Origin of the sequence: Bacillus crepusculi (assembly GCF_014764715.1) — a bacterium.
GTDB lineage: Bacteria > Bacillota > Bacilli > Bacillales > Bacillaceae > Bacillus.
Genome location: NZ_JACXXE010000001.1, coordinates 197,471 through 218,871, shown reverse-complemented (window position 1 = coordinate 218,871; position 21,401 = coordinate 197,471). Strand labels below are relative to the sequence as shown.

General features: G+C 41.1%; 17 protein-coding genes. All 17 read right to left on the bottom strand.

What is annotated here, in order from left to right:
• Position 1: 1 nt before the first annotated feature.
• The 17 genes from miaB to IEE86_RS00970 all read right to left on the bottom strand — a co-directional run bounded on the left by miaB (position 2) and on the right by IEE86_RS00970 (position 21,370).
• Positions 2 to 1,528: a tRNA (N6-isopentenyl adenosine(37)-C2)-methylthiotransferase MiaB gene (gene miaB / locus IEE86_RS01050; RefSeq protein ID WP_191095543.1), complete on the bottom strand. Its 1,527-nt coding sequence runs from the start codon at positions 1,526 to 1,528 to the stop codon at positions 2 to 4.
• Between the two features lie 90 nt (positions 1,529 to 1,618).
• Complete coding sequence (locus IEE86_RS01045) at positions 1,619 to 2,734, bottom strand: MrcB family domain-containing protein (RefSeq protein ID WP_191095542.1); 1,116 nt, start codon at positions 2,732 to 2,734, stop codon at positions 1,619 to 1,621.
• Between the two features lie 102 nt (positions 2,735 to 2,836).
• Positions 2,837 to 4,015 carry a glycine C-acetyltransferase gene (locus tag IEE86_RS01040; RefSeq protein WP_191095541.1) on the bottom strand — a complete coding sequence of 393 codons (1,179 nt, stop codon included), beginning with the start codon at positions 4,013 to 4,015 and terminating at the stop codon, positions 2,837 to 2,839.
• Positions 4,015 to 5,079, bottom strand: a complete 1,065-nt coding sequence (gene tdh / locus IEE86_RS01035) for an L-threonine 3-dehydrogenase (protein WP_191095540.1) — start codon at positions 5,077 to 5,079, stop codon at positions 4,015 to 4,017. The genes IEE86_RS01040 and tdh overlap by 1 nt, the downstream gene beginning before the upstream one ends.
• 174 nt (positions 5,080 to 5,253) lie before the next feature.
• Positions 5,254 to 8,298, bottom strand: coding sequence for an efflux RND transporter permease subunit (locus IEE86_RS01030; protein WP_191095539.1), 3,045 nt, complete (start codon positions 8,296 to 8,298; stop codon positions 5,254 to 5,256).
• A 202-nt stretch (positions 8,299 to 8,500) separates the two neighbouring features.
• Positions 8,501 to 8,761 (bottom strand): stage V sporulation protein SpoVS, encoded by a 261-nt coding sequence (spoVS, locus tag IEE86_RS01025; RefSeq protein WP_191095538.1) that lies wholly within the window; start codon positions 8,759 to 8,761, stop codon positions 8,501 to 8,503.
• 202 nt (positions 8,762 to 8,963) lie between these two features.
• Positions 8,964 to 9,758 (bottom strand): TIGR00282 family metallophosphoesterase, encoded by a 795-nt coding sequence (locus IEE86_RS01020; RefSeq protein WP_191095537.1) that lies wholly within the window; start codon positions 9,756 to 9,758, stop codon positions 8,964 to 8,966.
• A gap of 89 nt (positions 9,759 to 9,847) precedes the next feature.
• Positions 9,848 to 11,410, bottom strand: coding sequence for a ribonuclease Y (gene rny / locus IEE86_RS01015; protein ID WP_003211958.1), 1,563 nt, complete (start codon positions 11,408 to 11,410; stop codon positions 9,848 to 9,850).
• Between the two features lie 301 nt (positions 11,411 to 11,711).
• The gene (gene recA, locus IEE86_RS01010) at positions 11,712 to 12,758 is read right to left on the bottom strand and encodes a recombinase RecA (RefSeq protein ID WP_191095536.1); all 1,047 of its coding nucleotides are present in this window, start codon (positions 12,756 to 12,758) and stop codon (positions 11,712 to 11,714) included.
• Between the two features lie 177 nt (positions 12,759 to 12,935).
• Positions 12,936 to 14,186, bottom strand: a complete 1,251-nt coding sequence (locus IEE86_RS01005) for a competence/damage-inducible protein A (protein ID WP_191095535.1) — start codon at positions 14,184 to 14,186, stop codon at positions 12,936 to 12,938.
• Between the two features lie 15 nt (positions 14,187 to 14,201).
• A complete protein-coding gene (gene pgsA / locus IEE86_RS01000; protein WP_047202208.1) occupies positions 14,202 to 14,783 on the bottom strand; it encodes a CDP-diacylglycerol--glycerol-3-phosphate 3-phosphatidyltransferase in 582 nt (193 codons plus the stop codon).
• A gap of 75 nt (positions 14,784 to 14,858) precedes the next feature.
• The gene (locus IEE86_RS00995) at positions 14,859 to 15,761 is read right to left on the bottom strand and encodes a helix-turn-helix domain-containing protein (RefSeq protein ID WP_191095534.1); all 903 of its coding nucleotides are present in this window, start codon (positions 15,759 to 15,761) and stop codon (positions 14,859 to 14,861) included.
• Between the two features lie 23 nt (positions 15,762 to 15,784).
• Positions 15,785 to 16,576 carry a DUF3388 domain-containing protein gene (locus IEE86_RS00990; protein ID WP_039166619.1) on the bottom strand — a complete coding sequence of 264 codons (792 nt, stop codon included), beginning with the start codon at positions 16,574 to 16,576 and terminating at the stop codon, positions 15,785 to 15,787.
• 131 nt (positions 16,577 to 16,707) lie between these two features.
• The gene (locus tag IEE86_RS00985) at positions 16,708 to 16,965 is read right to left on the bottom strand and encodes a DUF3243 domain-containing protein (protein WP_034317570.1); all 258 of its coding nucleotides are present in this window, start codon (positions 16,963 to 16,965) and stop codon (positions 16,708 to 16,710) included.
• Between the two features lie 73 nt (positions 16,966 to 17,038).
• Positions 17,039 to 17,767, bottom strand: a complete 729-nt coding sequence (ymfI, locus tag IEE86_RS00980) for an elongation factor P 5-aminopentanone reductase (protein WP_191095533.1) — start codon at positions 17,765 to 17,767, stop codon at positions 17,039 to 17,041.
• A gap of 29 nt (positions 17,768 to 17,796) precedes the next feature.
• On the bottom strand, positions 17,797 to 20,916 hold the full coding sequence (locus IEE86_RS00975) for an MMPL family transporter (protein ID WP_191095532.1): 3,120 nt from the start codon (positions 20,914 to 20,916) through the stop codon (positions 17,797 to 17,799).
• Complete coding sequence (locus tag IEE86_RS00970; protein WP_191095531.1) at positions 20,894 to 21,370, bottom strand: MarR family winged helix-turn-helix transcriptional regulator; 477 nt, start codon at positions 21,368 to 21,370, stop codon at positions 20,894 to 20,896. Before IEE86_RS00970 ends, IEE86_RS00975 begins: the two co-directional genes overlap by 23 nt.
• Between the last annotated feature and the right edge of the window lie 31 nt (positions 21,371 to 21,401).

Genomic DNA, 21,401 nt, shown 5'->3' with positions numbered 1-21,401 from the left:
TTTAATTCACCTCGATAGCTTCTCCAACCATTTCTCCGTCAAGAGACCAAGTTTTCGCTTGTGTGATTTTCACTTTGACGATGTTGCCAATCGCTTCTTTTGGTGCTTTAAAATTCACAAGCTTGCTTTTACTTGTATATCCGGCTAGGATTTCAGGGTTGTTTTTACTTTCACCCTCTACTAATACTTCGACAGTCTGCCCTTCGTATTCCTTCATTTTTTTCGCGGAAATTTCATTCACGAGTGCATTCAGGCGCTGAAGGCGTTCTTTTTTTACGTGCATTGGTACGTTGTCTTTCATTTTCGCTGCTGGTGTTCCTTCTCTTGGAGAGTAGATGAACGTATAAGCCGCATCAAATTCAACCTCGCGATAGAGAGAAAGGGTTTCTTCAAACTGCTCATCTGTCTCATTGGGGAACCCAACAATAATGTCCGTTGTGAGGGAAGCGTTTGGCATCGCTTCTTTGATTTTGCGCACAAGATCAAGGTAGCGCTCACGGTCATATTTTCTTGCCATGAGTTTCAGCACAGAAGAACTTCCGGATTGAACTGGCAAATGAATATGATCAAGCAGGTTGCCGCCCTTGGCAAGGACCTCAATTAAATGGTCATCAAAATCACGCGGGTGACTTGTTGTAAAACGAATCCGCGGAATATCGATTTTACGCAGCTCATCCATCAGATGACCAAGACCATATTCCATGTCTTCAAAATCTTTTCCATACGCATTCACATTTTGACCAAGAAGGGTAATTTCCTTATACCCTTCTGCTGCTAAACGTCTGACCTCTTGAATAATTTCATCTGGCCGGCGGCTTCTTTCCTTACCGCGTGTGTAAGGCACGATACAATATGTACAGAATTTATCACAGCCGTACATAATATTCACCCAGCCTTTGATTTTACCTTGGCGGGCTCTTGGAAGGTTTTCAATGACATCCCCTTCCTTCGACCAAACCTCAATGACCATTTCTTTAGAAAGGTAGCATTCAGATAAAAGCTCCGGAAGGCGGTGAATGTTGTGCGTTCCGAAAATCAAGTCAACAAATGGATGTTTTTTCAAAATGCGGTTGACGACAGATTCTTCTTGTGACATACATCCGCAGACACCTAAGATCAAATCTGGCTTTTCGCGTTTTAAAGCTTTTAAATGACCAAGCTCTCCAAACACTTTATTTTCAGCATTCTCACGAATGGCGCAAGTGTTTAATAGGATGACATTTGCATCTTCAGTAGAATTTGTTGGTTCATAGCCAAGCGCCATAAAAATACCAGCCATCACTTCTGTGTCATGCTCATTCATTTGACAACCATATGTGCGAATATAAAACTTGCGGCCGTTCCCTAACCCTTGAAACCGCTCGTCAATTTGAAATTGATTGTATTCGACTTCTTCTTTACCCCGTTTTTTTGCATCTTTTAAGGAAGGCGGAATGTAAACAGCTTCAAAATATTGGCTGTAGTCCTTCTCGGATTTTTTGTCCGATGAACTTACTTGTCCGCTCGCTTTTCTCTGCTTTTCATTCATGAATTTGTACTCCTTTCAAACCAAGCTCCACCCTACAGTATAGACTATTTTGTGATGAATTGAAAATAAATTCATATGTGTTATCACTTTTCAATCCACCCGGATTCTGCACGAATATTGAGTAGGTTTCAGATGTAGATCGTCTTTGCCTAAAGGATTTTGTATTTCTTTGACAATCTTCATATGCTGTGTACCAACATTCTCAACTAAAGTAATCACATACGCTTCTTTTTCCTCTTCTGCTACCATTCTTTCTTGTTCAGACAAGAAGAATGGAAAGTCTTGATGAGTAAGTTTAGATCCTTTCACCTCAATTAATTTCTCTTTTCCATCAGGGTAATAAGATTTGATATCAAATCCATGACCATCTTCCGTTTCAGCCACCCAATTGACAGCTTCAGCTAATTGTTCCTGACCCACTGCTAATAATTGCTCTACTTCCATGTCATACACATATTTCTCTGCTATCCTGCCTGTCTCTTCATTTTGCTTTGATCTTTCCTCTCTTAATTGTTTATACACGTCTCGATGAATGATTCTTTTTCTTTTAAATTTGTTCTGATGTTCCACTTTTGGAGTTATTTCCTGATTCAAATACACTTCATAAATAAAATCATAAAAAAAATCATTTAAAGAATTGATATCCTTTATAAAACGGTGATGGTCAAAATTAAAAATATTATACTTTTTATAGACTAATGAACTTGCTACATATTTTCTAGGTCTTGCTGACTTGCCTAGATAAAAATCACCTATATAAAATCCCTCTAATCTTTTATGATCTTTCAATTCTGGCTTTAACCGCTTTCTCCAAAAGTCTGTCTCTGCCTTAATTTCAGATAAAGGTAAATTTTCAGTTCCAGTCTCAATTGTTAAATAAAAATCTTCACCGTTCTCAGCAAATAAAATAACAATATATATCCCCTTTTGTGTAGTGGTTTTTTTAGAATTAAAATTCGTGGTCAATCGTTTATCTAAAAGCGCAATCCAAAAGCACTCTGCAACTTTCCCATTTCCTGTAGATGCTTTAATATCAATTCTATCCAAATTTCTCATCTGACGTTTTTCTAATTCATATTGAATTTTGTTTGGTATTTCTTTAATAAACATTTTGTGAAAAGGGTGATTCTTATCTGTTCTTTCATTGTTCTTATAATCTATAAATTGCTTATAAAAATCTTCTTTATTAAATAACATTTGTCTCATCACTTACCTCAATAGATCTTTTTACATACATTATACATAACAAACGGTAGATTTGATGAAAAATGGAAAGAATATCACCAAAAAAAGAGAGCCCGCGCTCTCTCAATCAAGTATGCTCAGTTTTTTCGCTTCTTCTTCAATGATCGTTAGTGCACGGTCTAGTTCTTCTTTAGTGTGCTCTGCTGTGATGATGGCTCTAATTCTCGCTTTTCCTTTTGCAACAGTTGGGAAGGCGATGCCTTGAGCAAACACGCCCCGCTCTATTAATTCCTTTGAGAAACGGAAAGTAAGTGCCTCGTCTCCAATCATCATCGGAATAATCGGTGTCTCTGTTGGGGCAACCTGAAATCCAAGACTGATGACCTTTTCTTTAAAATAGGCAGCGTTCTCCCATAGCGTATCGATTCGTTCTGGTTCGTCTAGCAGCACTTCAATCGCTTCTTCACACGCCCTAGTCACAGCCGGCGGGTGAGAGGTGCTAAATAAAAACGGTCTTGCTTTATGCTTTAAGTAGTCGATTAAAACCGCTGAACCCGCCACATAGCCGCCAAGCACACCGACAGCCTTACTAAGTGTCCCAACCTGAATGTGCACTCTGCCGTCGAGTTTAAAATGATTGACTGTCCCGCGTCCATTTTCGCCAAGCACGCCAGAGGCATGTGCATCGTCAACCATTACAAACGCATCATATGCCTCTGCGAGCCTCACAATCTCAGGAAGAGGTGCAATATCTCCATCCATTGAGAACACACCATCTGTTACGATAAGCCGGGCGCGGTAATTCATAGACTTTTTTAAAATTTTCTCAAGCTCCTCCATATTAGAATGACCGTAGACCTTTTTATCTGCTTTTGTTAATCGAATGCCATCGATGATCGAGGCATGATTGAGCTCATCTGAAATCACAATATCATCTTTTGTTAAAATACTTGATAAAACCCCTTGGTTGGTCGTAAAGCCTGATTGGAACACAAGGGCTGCCTCTGTTTTCTTAAATGCTGCAAGCTTTTTTTCAAGACGTTCATGCATCGTCATTGTGCCGGCAATGGTTCGTACAGATCCTGTCCCAGCACCAAATTCATCAATCGCCTCTTTTGCTGCTTTCAAGAGCCTTGGGTGCGAGGTGAGACCTAAGTAGTTATTTGAGGAGAGTTGTATGGCGGGTTGGTCATTTAATGTGACCGTGGATGATTGCTTTGAGTCGATCTCTTTCAAAGTTTGGTGAGTGCCTTGCTGCTTCATTGTGTCTAGTTCATCTTGTAAATACGTGAATTCTTTCATCATTTCTTCCCCCTTTGATATGATGGCATCGTCAGTACGACCTTTCCGCACGTACCATTTCTCATGAGTTCAAATCCCTTTTCGAACTCTTCAAATGGCAACGTATGGGTGACAACTGGCTGTACATCGATGGTATTCGTTCTTAATAGCTCAGATACTTGACGCCACGTCTCAAACATTTTTCTCCCCGTGATCCCTTGCACGGTTAATCCCCTAAAAACAATTTGATTCGTAATGTCAATGGTCACAGGCCGCTCTGGCAAGCTTAGTATATTGACTTTCCCTCCATTCGCACAAGCTTCGAGCGCTTGATGAATCGCAACTGGATGACCTGACATCTCGCATATTACGTCTGCCCCTTCCATATGCGTGAGCTGCTGAATGATCGCAACAGGATGACTTTTTCCAATATCCACGATATGGTCTGCCCCCATTTTTCGAGCAAGATCCAGCCTGTATTCGTTTTTATCAACGGCAAATACTTGAACAGCACCGGAAGCTTTCGCGACGGCGATGGCCATTAAACCGATGGGGCCGCAGCCAAAAATCGCCACTGACTTACCTGAAACGGGTGTGTGTAAAACCGTATGAACTGCATTTCCAAGCGGCTCCTGAATGGTTGCAAGCTCTACTGGCATTTGAGCTGGATTGTGCCACACATTTTGTTCAGGCACTTTGACATATTCAGCAAAGCAGCCATCAATGTCTACCCCTAAAATTTTCGTTGCACTGCACAAATGCTGCTGCCCTGTTAAACACATATAGCACTGATTACATACAATATGCGTCTCAGCCGATACAAAATCCCCTGCTTTTGCTCGTGAGACTTGCTTCCCCACTTTGACAACTTCCCCTGTAAATTCATGTCCGAAAATGTAGGGCGCTTTGACTCTTCCCTTTGCCCAATCATCCCAATTATAAATATGCACGTCTGTTCCGCATATCGATGTGGCTTTCACCTGGATCAATACCTCATGATCATTGATTTCTGGCATCGGCATATCTACCAACACCGCTCCGTAAGCGCTTTCTTTTTTAACAATTGCTTTCATCGTTCCACACATGACGTACAACCCCTTTGTTAAAAAACTTCTCCCAATCAGAGTTTAACACGTCTCATTTTAGTCGTAAATACCACTGTCTACTCAAGAGAGACAAATGAACACTCCACGTATTTTTTATGGTATTTTTCTAAAAAAAAAGCAAATCTCCGAATAGAAGGAGACTTGCTTTAGCTGTCAGCGTTTTTTTGAAACTGCAACATATAGGGCTGGTACAATGAATAGTGTCAGAATCGTTGAGAAAAAGACACCTGATACAATGCAGATCGCAAGCGGCTTAAAGAGTGGATCATTACTCAATGCAACAGGCATAAGCGCAACTAGCGCTGTAAATGCCGTTAATAAGATGGGTCTAATCCTTGCTCTCCCCGCTTCAATCACGGCTGCTTGTTGATCAAGTCCTAGCTTGCGACGCTGTTCAATAAATTCGAACAAGACGACTGCATTTCGGACCACGATGCCAGCTAATGAGACAATCCCCATTGTTGCCATAAAGCTGAACGGTGTTTGTGTGACAAACAGTCCAATAATGGCTCCTGATATCGCTAAGTAAACGGTTCCTAGTACTAAAAGCGGAAGCATCAATGAATTGAACTGGAAAGCAATCGTCACATAAATCAGCAGCAATACAACCCCAAATAAGAGACTAATTTCAATAAAGAATTGGGTTTGGTCTTCATTTTCTCCACCTTGAGAGATGGTCAAGTCTTTCGCTGCATCACTTTTTCCAACTTGATTGACGACCTCTTTCATATCGTCTATAAATGTATCAGACGTTCCAGGATATGCCTTTAACGTGATAGTCGGCATTCCATTTTCATGCGGAATGCTCTCGTACTGCTTTGTTTCTTTTTCATTCACATATCGGCTAAGTGGCTCTAATAGAGGCATTCCCCCCTCATTTGTATTCACGGGCACTTTGATTTCCTTTAGCTTCAGTCCGTTTTGATGTGCTCCCAAATCCTGTTTGACCACGAGATCCATGTCTTTTGTTCCTTGTTTAAAGGTACCTAATGGAATTCCTTCTGTCACAAGGCCAAGCTGTCTGCTGATAAATTGAGCGCTGAGCCCATCCTCTGCCATTCGTTCTCGGTTTAATTCAAAGGAGATGGTTTTCACCGGCTGATTGACATCGTCTGTAATCAAGCGGGCCCCTTTTTCTTTCATTTCATTTGTCAGCGTTTCTTTGACATCAATAAGCTTTGAAAAAGAGTCTCCCGCAATGGTGACTGTCACAGGCGCTCCGGTTGGCGGTCCTTGGACAATGGTTTTCATAAAGATTTCAGCATTTTTAAATTTCTCTCGTAAAGGCTCTGTCATACGATCTATCAATTGTTTACTTGTCATCTGATCATTGTCTACTCTCACGACAACCTGACCCGTATGATCACTTGCATTTGAGATGCTTTCGTTAAATAAGTTCGGCACACCGCCACCTGCAAAAATGGCCGTCTCTTCAATGCCTTTTTCCTGTTTGATCTCTTGTTCTATTTTCTCTAAAGTTTCATTTGTTTTGTTTAATGTCGTTTCACTTGGAAGTGTGACAGTGACAACAACCTCTTTCTTATTCGCCGCAGGGAAAAATTCAAATGGTGTGACGAAAATGAGTAAAAAGGCAAGTGTTGCAACGAGCATACCAGCTAGTCCTATGAGAAGTGGACGTCTCACGATTTTTGTCAGCACGCGGTCTGCATAAAAATCGGCCAGTCTTTTTAATGGTTTTCCCAGGAATCCCGGCTCTTTTTGAATTTTTTTGTTCTTTCCTTTCCGGTTCACAGTATATTGATAGACTGGCACAAGTGTCAGAGAAATCACCATAGACGCAAGCACAGTTGTCACTAGAACAGACGGTAATGCGCGAATAAATGAACCATTCGCACCAGATAGGAAAACAAGTGGTAAGAAGGCAAACACAACTGCAAGTGTTGATGTCAAAATGGACCCTGCGACCTCTTTTACCCCTGCAATCGTTCCTTTAAGCGGGCTTTCGTATTTTTTCATCTGCCTTAAAATATTATCGTTGACGACAATGGCATCATCCACAAGTATTCCTAAGGCAATGATAAAGCCGATGATTGAAATTTGATTAAGGTCCACTTGTAAAAATGGCAGCGGAATGGTTCCAATCGTGATCGATAATGGGATCGCTAGTGAAACGATAAAGGCACCACCAATGGTAAGACCAAGTGTTGTGACGATAATGACAGCAATCACTGCCACGATGGCTTCTTTAATTAAATCATTAAAAATAGCATCTACTTCACTTTTTTGTGAATAGTAGTCTACCCACTCTACACCATTTGGTAGTTGCTTCTCTTTTTCAATGACAGCACTGACTTTGTCATACATTTTAGGGATATCAAGCCCTGGTTTTATATTGACTGTAAACGAATAGGCGGGCTTTCCGTTATACGACACCATATCCTTTTTCTCTTTTTCTACTTCTTTTAAGCGGCCAAGCTGGCTAATGGTGACTGGCTCTCGATTTGTTTTTGAGAAAAGCTCAATCTTTTTAATTTGATCTAAGCGGTCATAGGCATCAATGGACAGCTTGACCTTCTCTCCGTCTGCCTGAATCTCACCTAGTGGATAAGTGCCGAATTCCTGAGTGATGGCATTTGTGACATCGGTCACATTCAATCCCTCATCCTCAAGCTTACTTGAATCTAAGTTTAATATCGCTTGTTTGTCATTGAAGCCTTTGATGACGACGCTATCAACACCTTTGATGTCCTCTACTTTTTCTTTCAATGCAGTGAGCGATTCCTGACTTTTTGCTAACTCAGATGCTTGACTCGACACAATCATGTAAGAACCAACCGGCACATTGCCAAACTCATCCTTTACATCTGGTTCCATCACACCTTCAGGAAAGGAAGATGCTGCATTCGTGGTTTCATTTTTAATTTGACTTGCCACCTTTATAAAATCGGCTTGATCATCAATTTCAAGCACAATATTTGAAAAACCAACGGCAGAAACAGAGCTCGTTTTCTCTACACCATTAATATCAGATATGGCTGATTCCAGCTTATTGGTTACATCACTTTCCACCTGTTTTGCATCAGCACCAGGAAAAACAGTGGAAATCGTGACGATATTCGCCTGGAATTCTGGCAGTTCTCGCTTAGGTAGCTGTGTAAATAGATAACCTCCAGCAATGAGAACGATAAAAAACAAAATAAAAACAAGCTTTCCTCTTTTCAAAAAAGCTTCGATCATTATTTCACCTACTTAAATATTTATTTTTGATGAAGTATTTTCAACTTAATCTTAATTTATCATCATGGTGAAAAAATGCAAGCTCTAATATGTAGTTTTTTTCTATTTCATGAACTGAATATGTTATATAAGAAATGTATAGCGGTAAACAAAAACAACCTGCTTACATGATGTAAGCAGGTTGAAAATAATAAAATTAGAATTATCGTGGCTCAACAATCAGTTTGATTGCTGTTCTTTCTTCTCCATCGATAAGAATGTCAGTAAAGGCTGGAATGCATATCAAATCTACTCCGCTAGGCGCAACAAATCCCCTTGCAATGGCGACAGCCTTGACCGCCTGATTCAGTGCTCCAGCGCCGATTGCTTGTATTTCTGCTGTACCGCGTTCACGCAAAACGCCGGCTAATGCTCCTGCTACCGAATTCGGATTTGACTTTGCTGAAACTTTTAAAATTTCCATTTTTGCTCCCCCTTAAATTTACAATGGATAAGTGAGTGTTCATTAGAACAATCTTTGTTAGATGATGCTATTTTTTTGAAAATCCATCCCCAAAATGTTTTTCAAAAATAGCAGGCTACCTACCATTTTTACTATATTCACGATAGAGGGCGCATATTCCTTCTTTCTGATTAATATTTTTCTGAAATAAATATGTGAACATTTATTCAAAGAAAATATGGTCATCATTTATCAAAATTCGATCAATTTTGACAGCTTTTTTCGACTGTTCGTCAATTTCTACGATGACTGCACTTAATGTCGTGCGTCCTTCTGCAATGTCAAAGCGGACAGGAAGGCTCGTTTTGAATCGTTTAATGATCGTTTCCCGGTCAACACCTAAAATGCCATCATAAGGACCTGTCATTCCAACATCTGAAATATACGCAGTTCCTTTTGGCAATACGCGGTTATCTGCTGTTTGAACGTGTGTATGCGTTCCAACAACACATGATGCACGACCATCTGTATACCAGCCCATGGCTAGCTTTTCACTTGTGGCTTCACCATGAAAATCAATAAAGATAAATGGTGTGCGTTTGGAAGCTTCTGCAATTAATTCATCTACTTTTTGAAACGGGCAGTCAATTGGAGGTAAAAAAGTACGTCCTTGTAAGTTGATGACAGCTAATTCTTTTCCTTGCTTTTTAATGAAGGTGAGCCCTTTTCCAGGCGTACCTTGCGGGAAGTTGGCTGGACGAACAATGTTCGGTGCATCATCGATAAAATCGAAAATGTCTCTTTTATCCCATGTATGGTTCCCCATCGTGAGCACGTCAGCCCCTGTTTGCAGCAGCTCATGATAGATTTTCTCAGTAAGGCCTTTCCCGTGAGCTGCATTTTCTCCGTTGACAATGGTAAAGTGCGGCTGATATTTTTTCTTCAGCTTTGGCAAGTATTCTTTCAGTGTATCTCTGCCAGGTGAACCGACGATATCTCCAACAAATAATATTTTCATGCGTTTTGAACCCTTTCTCTTATAAATTGATCTTCCTATCAGTGTTGCATATTTACACAAAAAAATAAAGCGGCGCTAAGCGCACCGCTCTATTTTGCATACTCTACTGCGCGAGTTTCTCGAATGACCGTCACTTTAATGTGACCAGGGTAATCGAGCTCGTCCTCAATTCGCTTACGAATATCCCTTGCTAGACGGTGAGCTTCAAGATCATTAATTGAATCTGGCTTCACCATAATACGTACTTCACGTCCAGCCTGTATCGCAAACGATTTTTCAACACCTTCATAAGATTCAGAGATATCTTCTAATTTCTCAAGTCTCCGAATGTAATTTTCAAGCGTCTCACTTCTTGCACCAGGGCGTGCTGCAGATAATGCATCAGCTGCTGCAACAAGAACAGCGATAATAGATGTCGGTTCTTGGTCACCGTGGTGAGAGGCAATACTGTTGATGACAACAGGATGCTCTTTATATTTCGTCGCAAGCTCAACGCCAATTTCTACGTGGCTTCCTTCTACTTCATGATCAATGGCTTTTCCTATGTCATGCAGAAGACCTGCTCGTTTTGCAAGCTTTGCATCTTCTCCAAGCTCTGAAGCCATGAGACCTGCAAGATGTGCAACCTCAATTGAATGCTTCAGGACATTTTGTCCATAACTTGTACGGAATTTTAAGCGACCGAGAATTTTGATGAGATCCGGATGCAGACCGTGAACACCGACTTCAAATGTCGTTTGCTCACCCATCTCGCGGATATAATCATCGACTTCACGGCGTGATTTTTCCACCATTTCTTCAATTCGTGCAGGATGAATGCGGCCATCCTGGACTAACTTGTCCAGAGCTATCCTCGCTGTTTCACGTCTAATCGGATCAAAGCCCGATAATATGACAGCTTCAGGTGTATCATCTATGATCAGGTCAATACCTGTTAGCGTTTCTAACGTACGGATATTTCGTCCTTCACGTCCGATAATACGACCTTTCATTTCATCATTTGGAAGATTGACTACAGATACCGTTGTTTCAGCTACATGATCAGCTGCACAGCGCTGTAACGCAAGTGAAAGAATGTTTTTCGCCTTTTTATCAGCCTCTTCTTTCGCCCGGTTTTCAGATTCTTTCGTCATGACTGCAATGTCGTGGGAAAGCTCATTTTCAACTTGATCCAGAATGATTTGTTTCGCTTCATCTCGAGTTAAACTAGAAATGCGTTCCAACTCGGCTTTCTGCAAACGAATCATATCATCCACTTTGCTTTCCATCTCTTCAATATGTTGTTGTCGTTCATTCAGAGAATGATCTCTCTTCTCCAACAGGGACTCCCGTTTATCTAAAGATTCGTCTTTGCGATCAAGATTTTCCTCTTTTTGAAGTAAACGGTTTTCTTGTCTTTGAAGCTCATTACGTCTTTCACGAACTTCTTGCTCCGCCTCTACACGAAACGAATGAATTTCATCTTTCGCTTCCAAGAGCGCTTCTTTCTTCAATGCTTCCGCATCACGCTTTGCATCCTCAACAATTTGTTCGGCCATGTTTCTTGCGCCGGATATTTTTGCTTCTGCAATGGTTTTACGAACAAAGTAGCCAACAACTAAACAGATTAGGCTCAGCAAAATGGAGATGATCGTAAACATCGTAGGCGACATATTTTCACCTCCTCTTGCTATGAACTTGGTTTTACAAATAAAGTGTCGGCATGTACATTGTTTTGTGTCTCAACATACAGGGCCTTCACAGGGAATGAGATCCTCACTGCCCTTGTCAAGTTTAAATTAGTTATCAATCATGTTAAGAAAAACAAGTGATACATTTCCATTGTAATTGTGTCGGAAATACTTGTCAAGCTAGTCAGACTGAGGCGTAAGTCGTTATTTCAAGCGAAGACAGAACTTTTGACCCGCTATCTGTTATGTAATTGTAAAAAAAAGACGCTTTTCAGCGCCTTTTTTAGTCTTTAAATTCCAATTCTTCTTGTCCTTCTTCTTCTTCGGGTGCTTTTACTCCGTTTGTATCCAAACCGTAGTGTTCTCTGATTTGTTCTTGAATCATGAGAAGGATATCTTTGTTTTCTTTAAGGAACTGTTTCGCATTTTCGCGGCCTTGCCCAAGACGCTCCTCCTGGTAAGAATACCAAGCGCCGCTCTTTTGTACGATATCGAGTTCACTTCCAAGGTCGATGATTTCTCCCTCTTTCGAGATCCCTTCACCGTACATGATGTCTACTTCTGCAATACGGAATGGCGGTGCAACTTTGTTTTTCACCACTTTAATTCTCGTTTTATTCCCCATAATGTCATTGCCTTGTTTCAGCTGTTCAGCACGGCGCACTTCTAAACGAACAGACGAATAGAACTTCAGTGCACGTCCACCAGGCGTTGTTTCAGGGTTACCGAACATGACCCCTACTTTTTCACGAATTTGGTTAATAAAGATCGCAATGGTTTTCGATTTGTTGATAGCACCTGATAGCTTACGAAGTGCTTGAGACATTAAACGTGCTTGAAGGCCAACGTGTGAATCACCCATGTCTCCTTCAATCTCTGCTTTTGGTACAAGGGCAGCTACTGAGTCGATAACCACAATATCAACTGCACCACTGCGGACAAGTGCCTCTGCAATTTCAAGTGCTTGTTCTCCTGTATCCGGCTGAGAAAGTAACAGCTCATCAATATTGACACCTAGTTTTTGAGCATAAACTGGATCTAGTGCATGCTCTGCATCAATGAATGCTGCTTGTCCTCCCTGCTGCTGAACCTCAGCAATTGCATGAAGTGCCACTGTTGTTTTACCAGAACTCTCTGGACCATATACTTCAATAATACGACCACGAGGATATCCACCTATTCCAAGCGCAGTATCAAGTGCTAACGAACCACTAGGTACTGTTGAAATACGTGTATCTGTTTGCTCTCCTAGTTTCATAATAGAGCCTTTACCAAACTGTTTTTCTATTTGTTTAAGAGCCATATCTAAGGCTGCTTGACGATCACTCATTCTATTGTTTCCTCCTTTATCAATTCCACTATCTATACTATACCTTGTTTTACGTCATTTGCCAAGAAAAAATCGAACACATATTCGATTTTTTCTTGGCAGATCTTTTAAGAAAAGAGCCGTTTCTATTAGAAAAAACACTCTTTTATAAAGGAGTAAACCTAACAAAAAAGAAAATTAACTCTCTTTTAATAAGTTGAGCAAATGATGCAGGCCATATTTCACAGCGCGTTTTCGAATGCCCGACCGGCTGCCTGTAAACATCCATTCAAACACATCTGTCTGATCTTTAGTCGACAGCCCAATGAATACTTTTCCGACCGGCTGTCCCTCCTGGCTGGAAGGTCCTGCCACACCAGTAAAGCTAATGCCAATATCGCTTCCTGTCAGCTTTCTAACGCCCTCAGCAAGCTCTATCGCGCACTGTTTGCTGACAGCACCATGAGAAGACAATGTTTCCTCCCGGCAGCCAAGCACCTCTTGCTTCATTTGATTGGTATAACAAACCACACTACCGTTCAAAATCGATGATGCCCCTTCGAGATCTGTCAGCCATTCGGAGAACATTCCGCCAGTGAAGCTTTCAGCTGCTGCTACGGTTTTCCCGTGTTCGTGCAAGGCCTTGGAAGCTTCGCGGACAAGAGAGGTCTCTCCATATCCGTAGAAGTAATCACCAACCCGCTCTAGAATTTGCGCTTCAGTTTCTTTTAACAGACGCTCCGTCTCTTTTTCATTCTCATGCTTAGCTGTGAGCCTTAGTGTCACTTCACCGTCAGCTGCAAGCGGTGCAATTGTCGGATTGGTCTGAGCATCGATTAAATCTTCAAGGTCTGTTTCAAGCTGTGATTCACCGATTCCGAAGAAACGTAGCACAACAGACACGATTTTTTCCTTTAAGCCAAGTTTCTCAGAAAGCAGCGGCTTCGCCTCGTTTTCGAACATCGGGTGCAGTTCACTTGGCGGCCCAGGAAGTAAAATATAAAACGTATCTTTTTCTTGAATAAACATACCTGGTGCCATCCCAAACCGGTTTACTAGCACATCAGAGCCTTCTAGAACGAGCGCCTGCTTACGATTGTTCGGTGACATGTCACGTCCGGTCTTTCGAAAGTAATCTTGAATTGATTCAAACGCTTCTTCATTTAGCACAAGCTCTTTTCCGAGCGTATTTGCAATGGTTTCTTTTGTTAAATCATCTTTTGTTGGTCCAAGACCGCCTGAGAAGATAATCAAATTCGATCTTTCCTGCGCCACTTGAATGGCCCTTTTTAAACGCTCTGGATTGTCACCAACTGCTGTGTGGTAGTACACATTCACACCAATTTCAGCTAGCTGTTTGCTGATGAATTGTGCATTCGTATTCGTAATTTGCCCTAGCAAAAGTTCGGAACCGACTGCAATAATTTCTGCTTTTCTCTCTGACTTCAAAGCGTACACGTCCTTTTAGTTAGAATTCTTTAATGCTTCCCAGTTTTTCGCAAAGTAATCCCAGCCTGAGACAACAGTGAAGAACACGGCTACCCACATCGCAAGGTCACCAAACGGGAATGATACAAGCTCAAACGGCAGGTTATGCAATAGAAGGGCTGAAATCGCAATGATTTGCGCCCATGTTTTCACTTTTCCAAGCATATTGGCCGCTACCACTTCACCGCCTCCGGCTAATACGAGCCTTAGACCTGTTACAGCAAATTCACGGCTAATGATCACAATTGCCATCCATGCCGGTGTGAGGTTGTATTGAACAAGTATAATTAAAGCAGCTGAAACAAGCAATTTATCTGCAAGCGGATCTAAAAATTTACCAAAATTCGTCACCAAATTGAGTTTGCGTGCGTAGTAACCATCAATCCAGTCAGTTGTCGAAGCCACAATAAACAAGATCGCTCCGACAAGATGAGTCACTTCAATGCTGACATCCCCAAAGCGTGCAACACCCCAGTCAAAAGGTGCAAGCATAATGATCATAAAAACAGGGATCAAAGCGATCCTAGAAAGAGTTATTTTATTCGGTAAGTTAAACATGAAATCCAATCCTCCAATAAAGCAATTTTTTATGTATATATAATAGTAGGAACAAAAGAAAAGTCATCTACTTGCTTAAGATGACTTTTCCTTTCCTTTATTCACAATCACAATGTTTTGTGTCATGGTGCTTTTAGGGTCTAATTCGTACTTAAGCGTCTCGTCATTGACCTTGATGTCAATGCCAGTCGCATTCCCTAGACGGATATCAACCTGCGAAAGCTCTGATAGGTCTGTTTTAAATGATTCGCCATCTTTCAGTTCACCCATCTTCAGCACTTTTCCAGATTCGTCTCTCACGCGCAGCCATGAAGCTTGTGTGGCAGAAATGGTTAACTTCATCTCATCTGCACCTGACACTTCATACGTTGTCGTCGAGCCTTCTGTATTTGTCGCCTTCAAAGATACAGTTTCATCGTCTTTTGATGAATCGTCTTTTTTAGATGATTTTTCTTTATCATCTGATGAGGCGGCTTTTTCTTTTTTCTTTTGATCCTTTGCAAGGGATGAATCCTCAGACACTTCGTATTTTGATTCTGTTTTCTGAGGAGCCGTCTGATTATCCTTCTGTCCACTATCCTGATTGACCGCTTGAACGATCACATAAATAATGGCGATCACCACAAGTATGCCTCCAATGATTAAAATCGTTGGCAATAGCTCAAGTAATTTTGAGGCAGGCTTTGGCAGCTCTCTTTGCGGTTTAATATTGGATAATTTATCAGACACTTCATCGTTATACGTGCTTGGTATATCTTTACGAAATTCTTCGAACAGTTGCTCAGGATTTAGTCCAACGGCTTCGGCATATTGTTTAATAAACGCTCTGACGTAAAATTTACCTGGAATAATATCATAGTTCCCTTGTTCGATTGCTAGCAAATAGCGCTTTTGGATTTTGGTAGCCGTCTGAAGATCCTCCAGCGACATCCCTTTTTCCTCCCTGGCCTCAACGAGCCGTTTTCCCAATTCAGTCAAAACAAACACCTACCATTACCATATTAAAAATCGAAGCCGGAAAAACCAGAATGATCAAACACTTGTGGTTCTTCAGCGTGCTCATATGTAATTTCTTCATCTGCACTATTGCGCAGCTCAATGATATAGTCGAAATCATCCATTGTATATTCTGAATTTTGAATAAAGATATCAGGATGCTCCACCACTTTTGTTGCAGGTAGTCTCATAATTTCTCTTAAAAGCTGTAAGTGCTTCTCAGAGCCTCTTCTTGTCGACACAATCCCATCAATGATAAAGACGTTATCTGGGCTATATTCATCAGCAATCAGCTGACTGCGAATCGTTTGTTTCAAAAGAGTAGATGATACAAACAGCCACCTCTTGCTTGCACAAACACTTGAAGCAACAATTGATTCGGTTTTTCCAACACGCGGCATTCCGCGAATCCCAATCAATTTATGTCCTTCTTTTTTAAATAGTTCAGCCATAAAATCAACAAGAAGACCAAGCTCGTCCCTTTCAAAACGGAACGTCTTTTTGTCATCAGCATCCCGCTGGATGTATCGTCCATGACGAACGGCTAAGCGGTCGCGAAGTTTTGGCTGTCTTAATTTTGTTACTTTTATCGTTTCCATTGTATTTAAAATTGATTCAAGGCGCTTAATTTGTTCTGTGTGGTCACAGCGCAACAGCATTCCGCGTCTTGATACATCAACACCATTAATTGTCACAATATTAATTGAAAGCATCCCCATTAGAGAAGAAATGTCTCCTAAAAGTCCGGGACGGTTTACCTGTATCTCATATTCAAAATACCATTCGAGCTTTGCCAAATGATATTACCCCCTTCATTGTGGCAAATTTTTACCTTCCTTTATCATAAAGCATTTTCACATTTTTAGAAAGCACAATGTTGCTAAACGGTTAAAATAAAAAGAGAGGCACAAACGACCCCTCTTTTTGTTTAGTGCGAGCTATTATTTTCAACAAGCTTGACCATCATATTTGCAATGGCACGCTGCTCATCTTCTGATGCAACGCTCCAAAGGTCAGCAAGCACTCTTTCCTGCTCGTTCTTTGCATCCACTTCGTTCGCTAGATATCCGCCAATTTCATACGCAAGGTTGTTGATTGTATCATCTGATAAACCTTTATCCTGCGCGTGATTTAAACGGTCACCTAAAAAGTTTTTCCAATGGTCCCAGCTCTCAAGTACAGACATGTCGATTCCTCCATTCGAAAAGATGAATTACAGCCATAGCTTTTGTCATGGAGTGAGTAATTATACACGTTTTTTAACAGTACCAGCCGCCATTTACGGATAAAATTTGCCCCGTGATATAACTAGACTGTTTTGAGGCGAGAAACCAAATGACATCTGCAATCTCCTCGGGTGCTGCAAGGCGGCCGAGCGGAATCTCATCTTCAAGCATCGAAATATCTTCTTGCGTGAAGCTTTGCATCATGTTCGTTTGAACAGCACCTGGCGAAACAGCATTAACTCTAATTCCGCTTGGTGCAAGCTCTTTTGCAAGTCCTTTAATAAACGCATTTTGCGCTCCCTTCACCATGCTGTACAGCACTTCACACGAAGCGCCCGTTTCTCCCCATATGGAAGTAACTGCAATGATATGGCCTGCTTTTTTTTGAATCATGGCAGGCAAAAGGGATTGGGTGAGCTCATATGGACTTGTGACATGAAGCTGCACCATACTGGCTAAAACTTCTTTTTTAGTATCTGTCACTAAACCGACATGGCTAATCCCGCTATTTAAAACAAGAATATCTGGATCAAGCGGCAGACGACTGACAAGCTCCTCTGCTCCGCCCGTTTTCGCTAAATCAGCTTGAACAACGGATGTCTTTCTTTCATATGTCTCTTCCAGATGAGCGGAGAGACGCATGGCTGCCTGTTCATTTTGATGATAATGGAGTATCAGGTGGCAGCCTTCTTGGGCAAGCTTTTTGGCTGCCGCCTGCCCAATCCCGCCACTGGCACCAGTAATAAGCGCCCAACGACTCATACATGATTCCTTCTTTCTTTTTGAAATACCTATTCTTTTCGTTTAAATGGGAACCAGTTTGCTGATCCGAACAATTTGACCATAACAGGTACGAATAATGGTAGCACAACGAGTGCATACAGTAAAAGTCCTGTCAGGACAAGTGTTGCAATCTGTAAGAGAGACAGCACACCTGAAGGCAGCATCGCTGCAAATGTTCCTGCCAAAATGACCGCAGCAGACATGATGACAGATCCCATATTCTTCATTGATTCAGTCATGGCAAACTGAATGTCTTTTGTTTTGTATTCATTGAACCGCTCCATTAAGAAAATCGAATAATCTACTCCGAGCGCCATTAATATGACAAAGCCGAAGAATGGAACAGCCCAGTTAATGCCCGGGTACCCAAAGAAATGGGTGAAAATAAATTCTGTTACACCGATTGCTGTAAAGTAAGTCAAAATGAGTGAACCAACCAAGTACAGCGGCATGACAAGTGACCGGAACAAAATCACCAATATGAGGAAAATACCGATCATCATGTAAAGAACCGTCTTATTGAAATCTTGGTCTGACAGCTGCTTTAAATCAGCATTCATACTTGATACGCCAGAAACGCCAAATGACACATCTTTTAGATTTGTTTCAGGAAGTGCCCGCTCGACAGAAGCTTCTACCTGCTTAATCGTCGACAAGGCTTCATTGCCATATGGATTTTTTTCTAAAATGACATCAATCTTTGTCATCTTGCGATCATCCGACATGTAGGAATCAAATACTTGCTTGAATGCTTTATTTTTTAGGACATCTTTTGGAATAAACCAGCCGGCCATGTCTTGATCTGGTGCATTTTTCAGTTCGTCTAAATAATCACCTGCACCCATTAAACCACTTGAAATTTTCTTTAGTCCATCTACACTTTTGTTCAGTCCATCTGTCAGCTTGGTCAGGTCATTACCAAAGCCGCCAATCTTTTCTTTCATCTGCTTTTGACCGTTAATGATATCGCCAGCTCCATTTGCAAGCTTTGGCATATTATCCGCTAACTGTCCCTGACCTTTAGACGTTTGATCGAGGCCAGTTTCAACTGCGTCTAAGCCAGCAATGAGCTGATCAATCTTATTTGTAAAAATCTTTTGCTGCTCTGAAGCTTTTGCGATAAAGGCATCAGCTGCTTCAAGCTGTTTTTTTGCTTCTTTTGCTTGTTTTGCATAGCTGTCTGCTTGTTTGGATGCTTCTTGCAAAGTAGTAGCTAGTTCATTGTATGAAGCTTTGATGGCTTGATACGATTGGTTTTCTTTTACTTGTGGAATTTGCTTTTCGAGTGTACTGAATTGTTTATTCGTTTGTGTGATCAACGCTTTGACATCCGCTGCAGCAGAGGATGATGTATCGACTTGCGCTAAGGCTGCCTTTAATTCTTTGGAAATGCTTTTATATAGCGCAACTTGCTGATTCACTTGGGCGACTTGAGCCGTCAATTCCTTTTTCGCACCCTTTATTTCCTCTTTAATCTTTGCTACACCTTTTTTGTTTTGATCAATTCCGTCTTGCAGTTCTCTTAATGATTTCTCGACGTTTTGAATGCCTGTTTGCACAGATTCGGTACCAGAAATCAGTTTGTTAATGCCTTTTCCAGATGATTTGATTTGTGGCGTTTGATCCTCAATGGATTTACTCATTGTCGTCAGTGCATCTTGGATTTTTTTCAAGCCTTCGTTACTTTTATCAAGTCCGGTATTCAGCTCTTTGGCTTGTGACTTTACGTACAGATCACTCAGCCCTTTACCAACAGGACGCGTTGCACTTCTGACTTTACTTACGCCATCTGTTTGCTCAATCGCGCGGCTGAGCTTTTCGACGGCAATCAGCCCTTTGTTATTGTCTAGAAGGTCAGATGATTTCACCACAACTGTTGCTGGGAGTGCTTCACCTGGTCCAAATTTGTCAGAAATCGTATTGAACGCATTGACGGACTCATATTTATTACCGATCTCATCTAAGCTGTTATAAGAAAGGGTTCCTTTATACATAAAAATAGACGGGAGTGTAATAATCGCTACGATTAATAAACTGAAAAGTGGTTTCTTAAAAGAGAAACGGCCCGCTGTTTCCCACATTTTTGACTGCGGGTGGGCAATATCACCTTTAATCGGCCAAAATAACACTTTTCCTAAAACCGCCATAAAGAACGGGACAATCGTGAGAAGGGCCACAATGAGCACAGCAACCCCAACTGCTACTGCAACCGCTGATTTATAAAGCTGGAATTGCGCAAAGCCAATACATATAAAACCGATCAGGACAGCAATTCCGCTGAAAAAGACGGTCTTTCCTGCTGTTTTATACGTAATCAGAATCGCTTCAATTTTGTCTTTTCCGTGCGAAATCTCTTCTTTAAAACGGCTGAGAAGCAGTATGCAGTAGTCTGTTCCAATTCCAAACATGATCGCGACCATAAAGATCTGGGTAAAGGTCGAGAGCGGAAAGTCTAGATATTTGACTAAATAAGCCACGATGGATTGACTGACCAAGTAAGACAGTGCTACTGCGACTAAAGGAACGAAAGGCGCCACCGCTGATCTAAAGACAAGCACTAGGACGATTAGAATAAATCCAATCGTAATGAACTCTGTTTTCTTCAGACCTTCTTGGGAGCTTGTGATGACATCATCATCAATTAGCGGCTGTCCTGTCATTTCAAATGTCAGGTTCAAGCTCTTCAGCTTTTCATTGACTTTTTCTTTGAAATCGGATGCTTTGATTTTGTTCGAGTCGTATGTAACTGGAACAAGCAGTGTCGTTTGATCTTTAGAGAGCATTTGTTTTTTGATATCTTTGTTCGCTTCAAAATAAGAAGTGATGTCTTCTATGTGGAGATCTTTATCCTTTTCTAAAATTTCCATTGCCTTTTTTAATGATGTTTCTCTTTCTTTGACAATGTTTTTTTCTTGAAAGACGATGACGATTGATTTTTCTGTATCACCGTTTTCAGACATTTTCTTTAATAACTGATTGGCATATGAGGACGGATAACCATCTGGTACAGAAATTTGCCCTTTTTCTTTTGTTAGTTGCGCCATATTAGGAGCGGTGATGAGTAACACTGCCGCTAAGACGACCCAAAGGATCGTAATCAGCCATCTACCCTTTATGATTGCTCTCATTATTACTTTGTGCCTCCTCTTCGATGATCACTTGATAAATCTTTTCATATGTTTGAATAAATGATTCCATTTCCTTTTCTTCTAGCTTTTCAAAATAGGATCGAACAAGATCCTGAAGCTGTTTTTCCATTCGGTTGACCACATCTTTCCCCTCAGGGGTGACGTACAGGTGAACATTTCTTCGATCGGCTTGATCGTGCTCACGGACAATATAGTTTTTCGTAAATAGACGATTTGTCATGGATGTGACAGCACTTTTATTCACATTACATACATAAGCAAGGTCCGTTGATGTACACCCTGGATGTAAATTGATGTATCGAAGCGAGTAATACTGATCAAGCGTCAGCTCTTTATCAAGCTTTTCAGTGATCATACTCGATACTTTTTTCTCCATCATGAGATAGACGTCTGCATATCTCTGAATGAGCTGTGCAATTTTATTTTGTTCCATACGCTACTCCTTTTTAGTTTAAGTGTTTAAC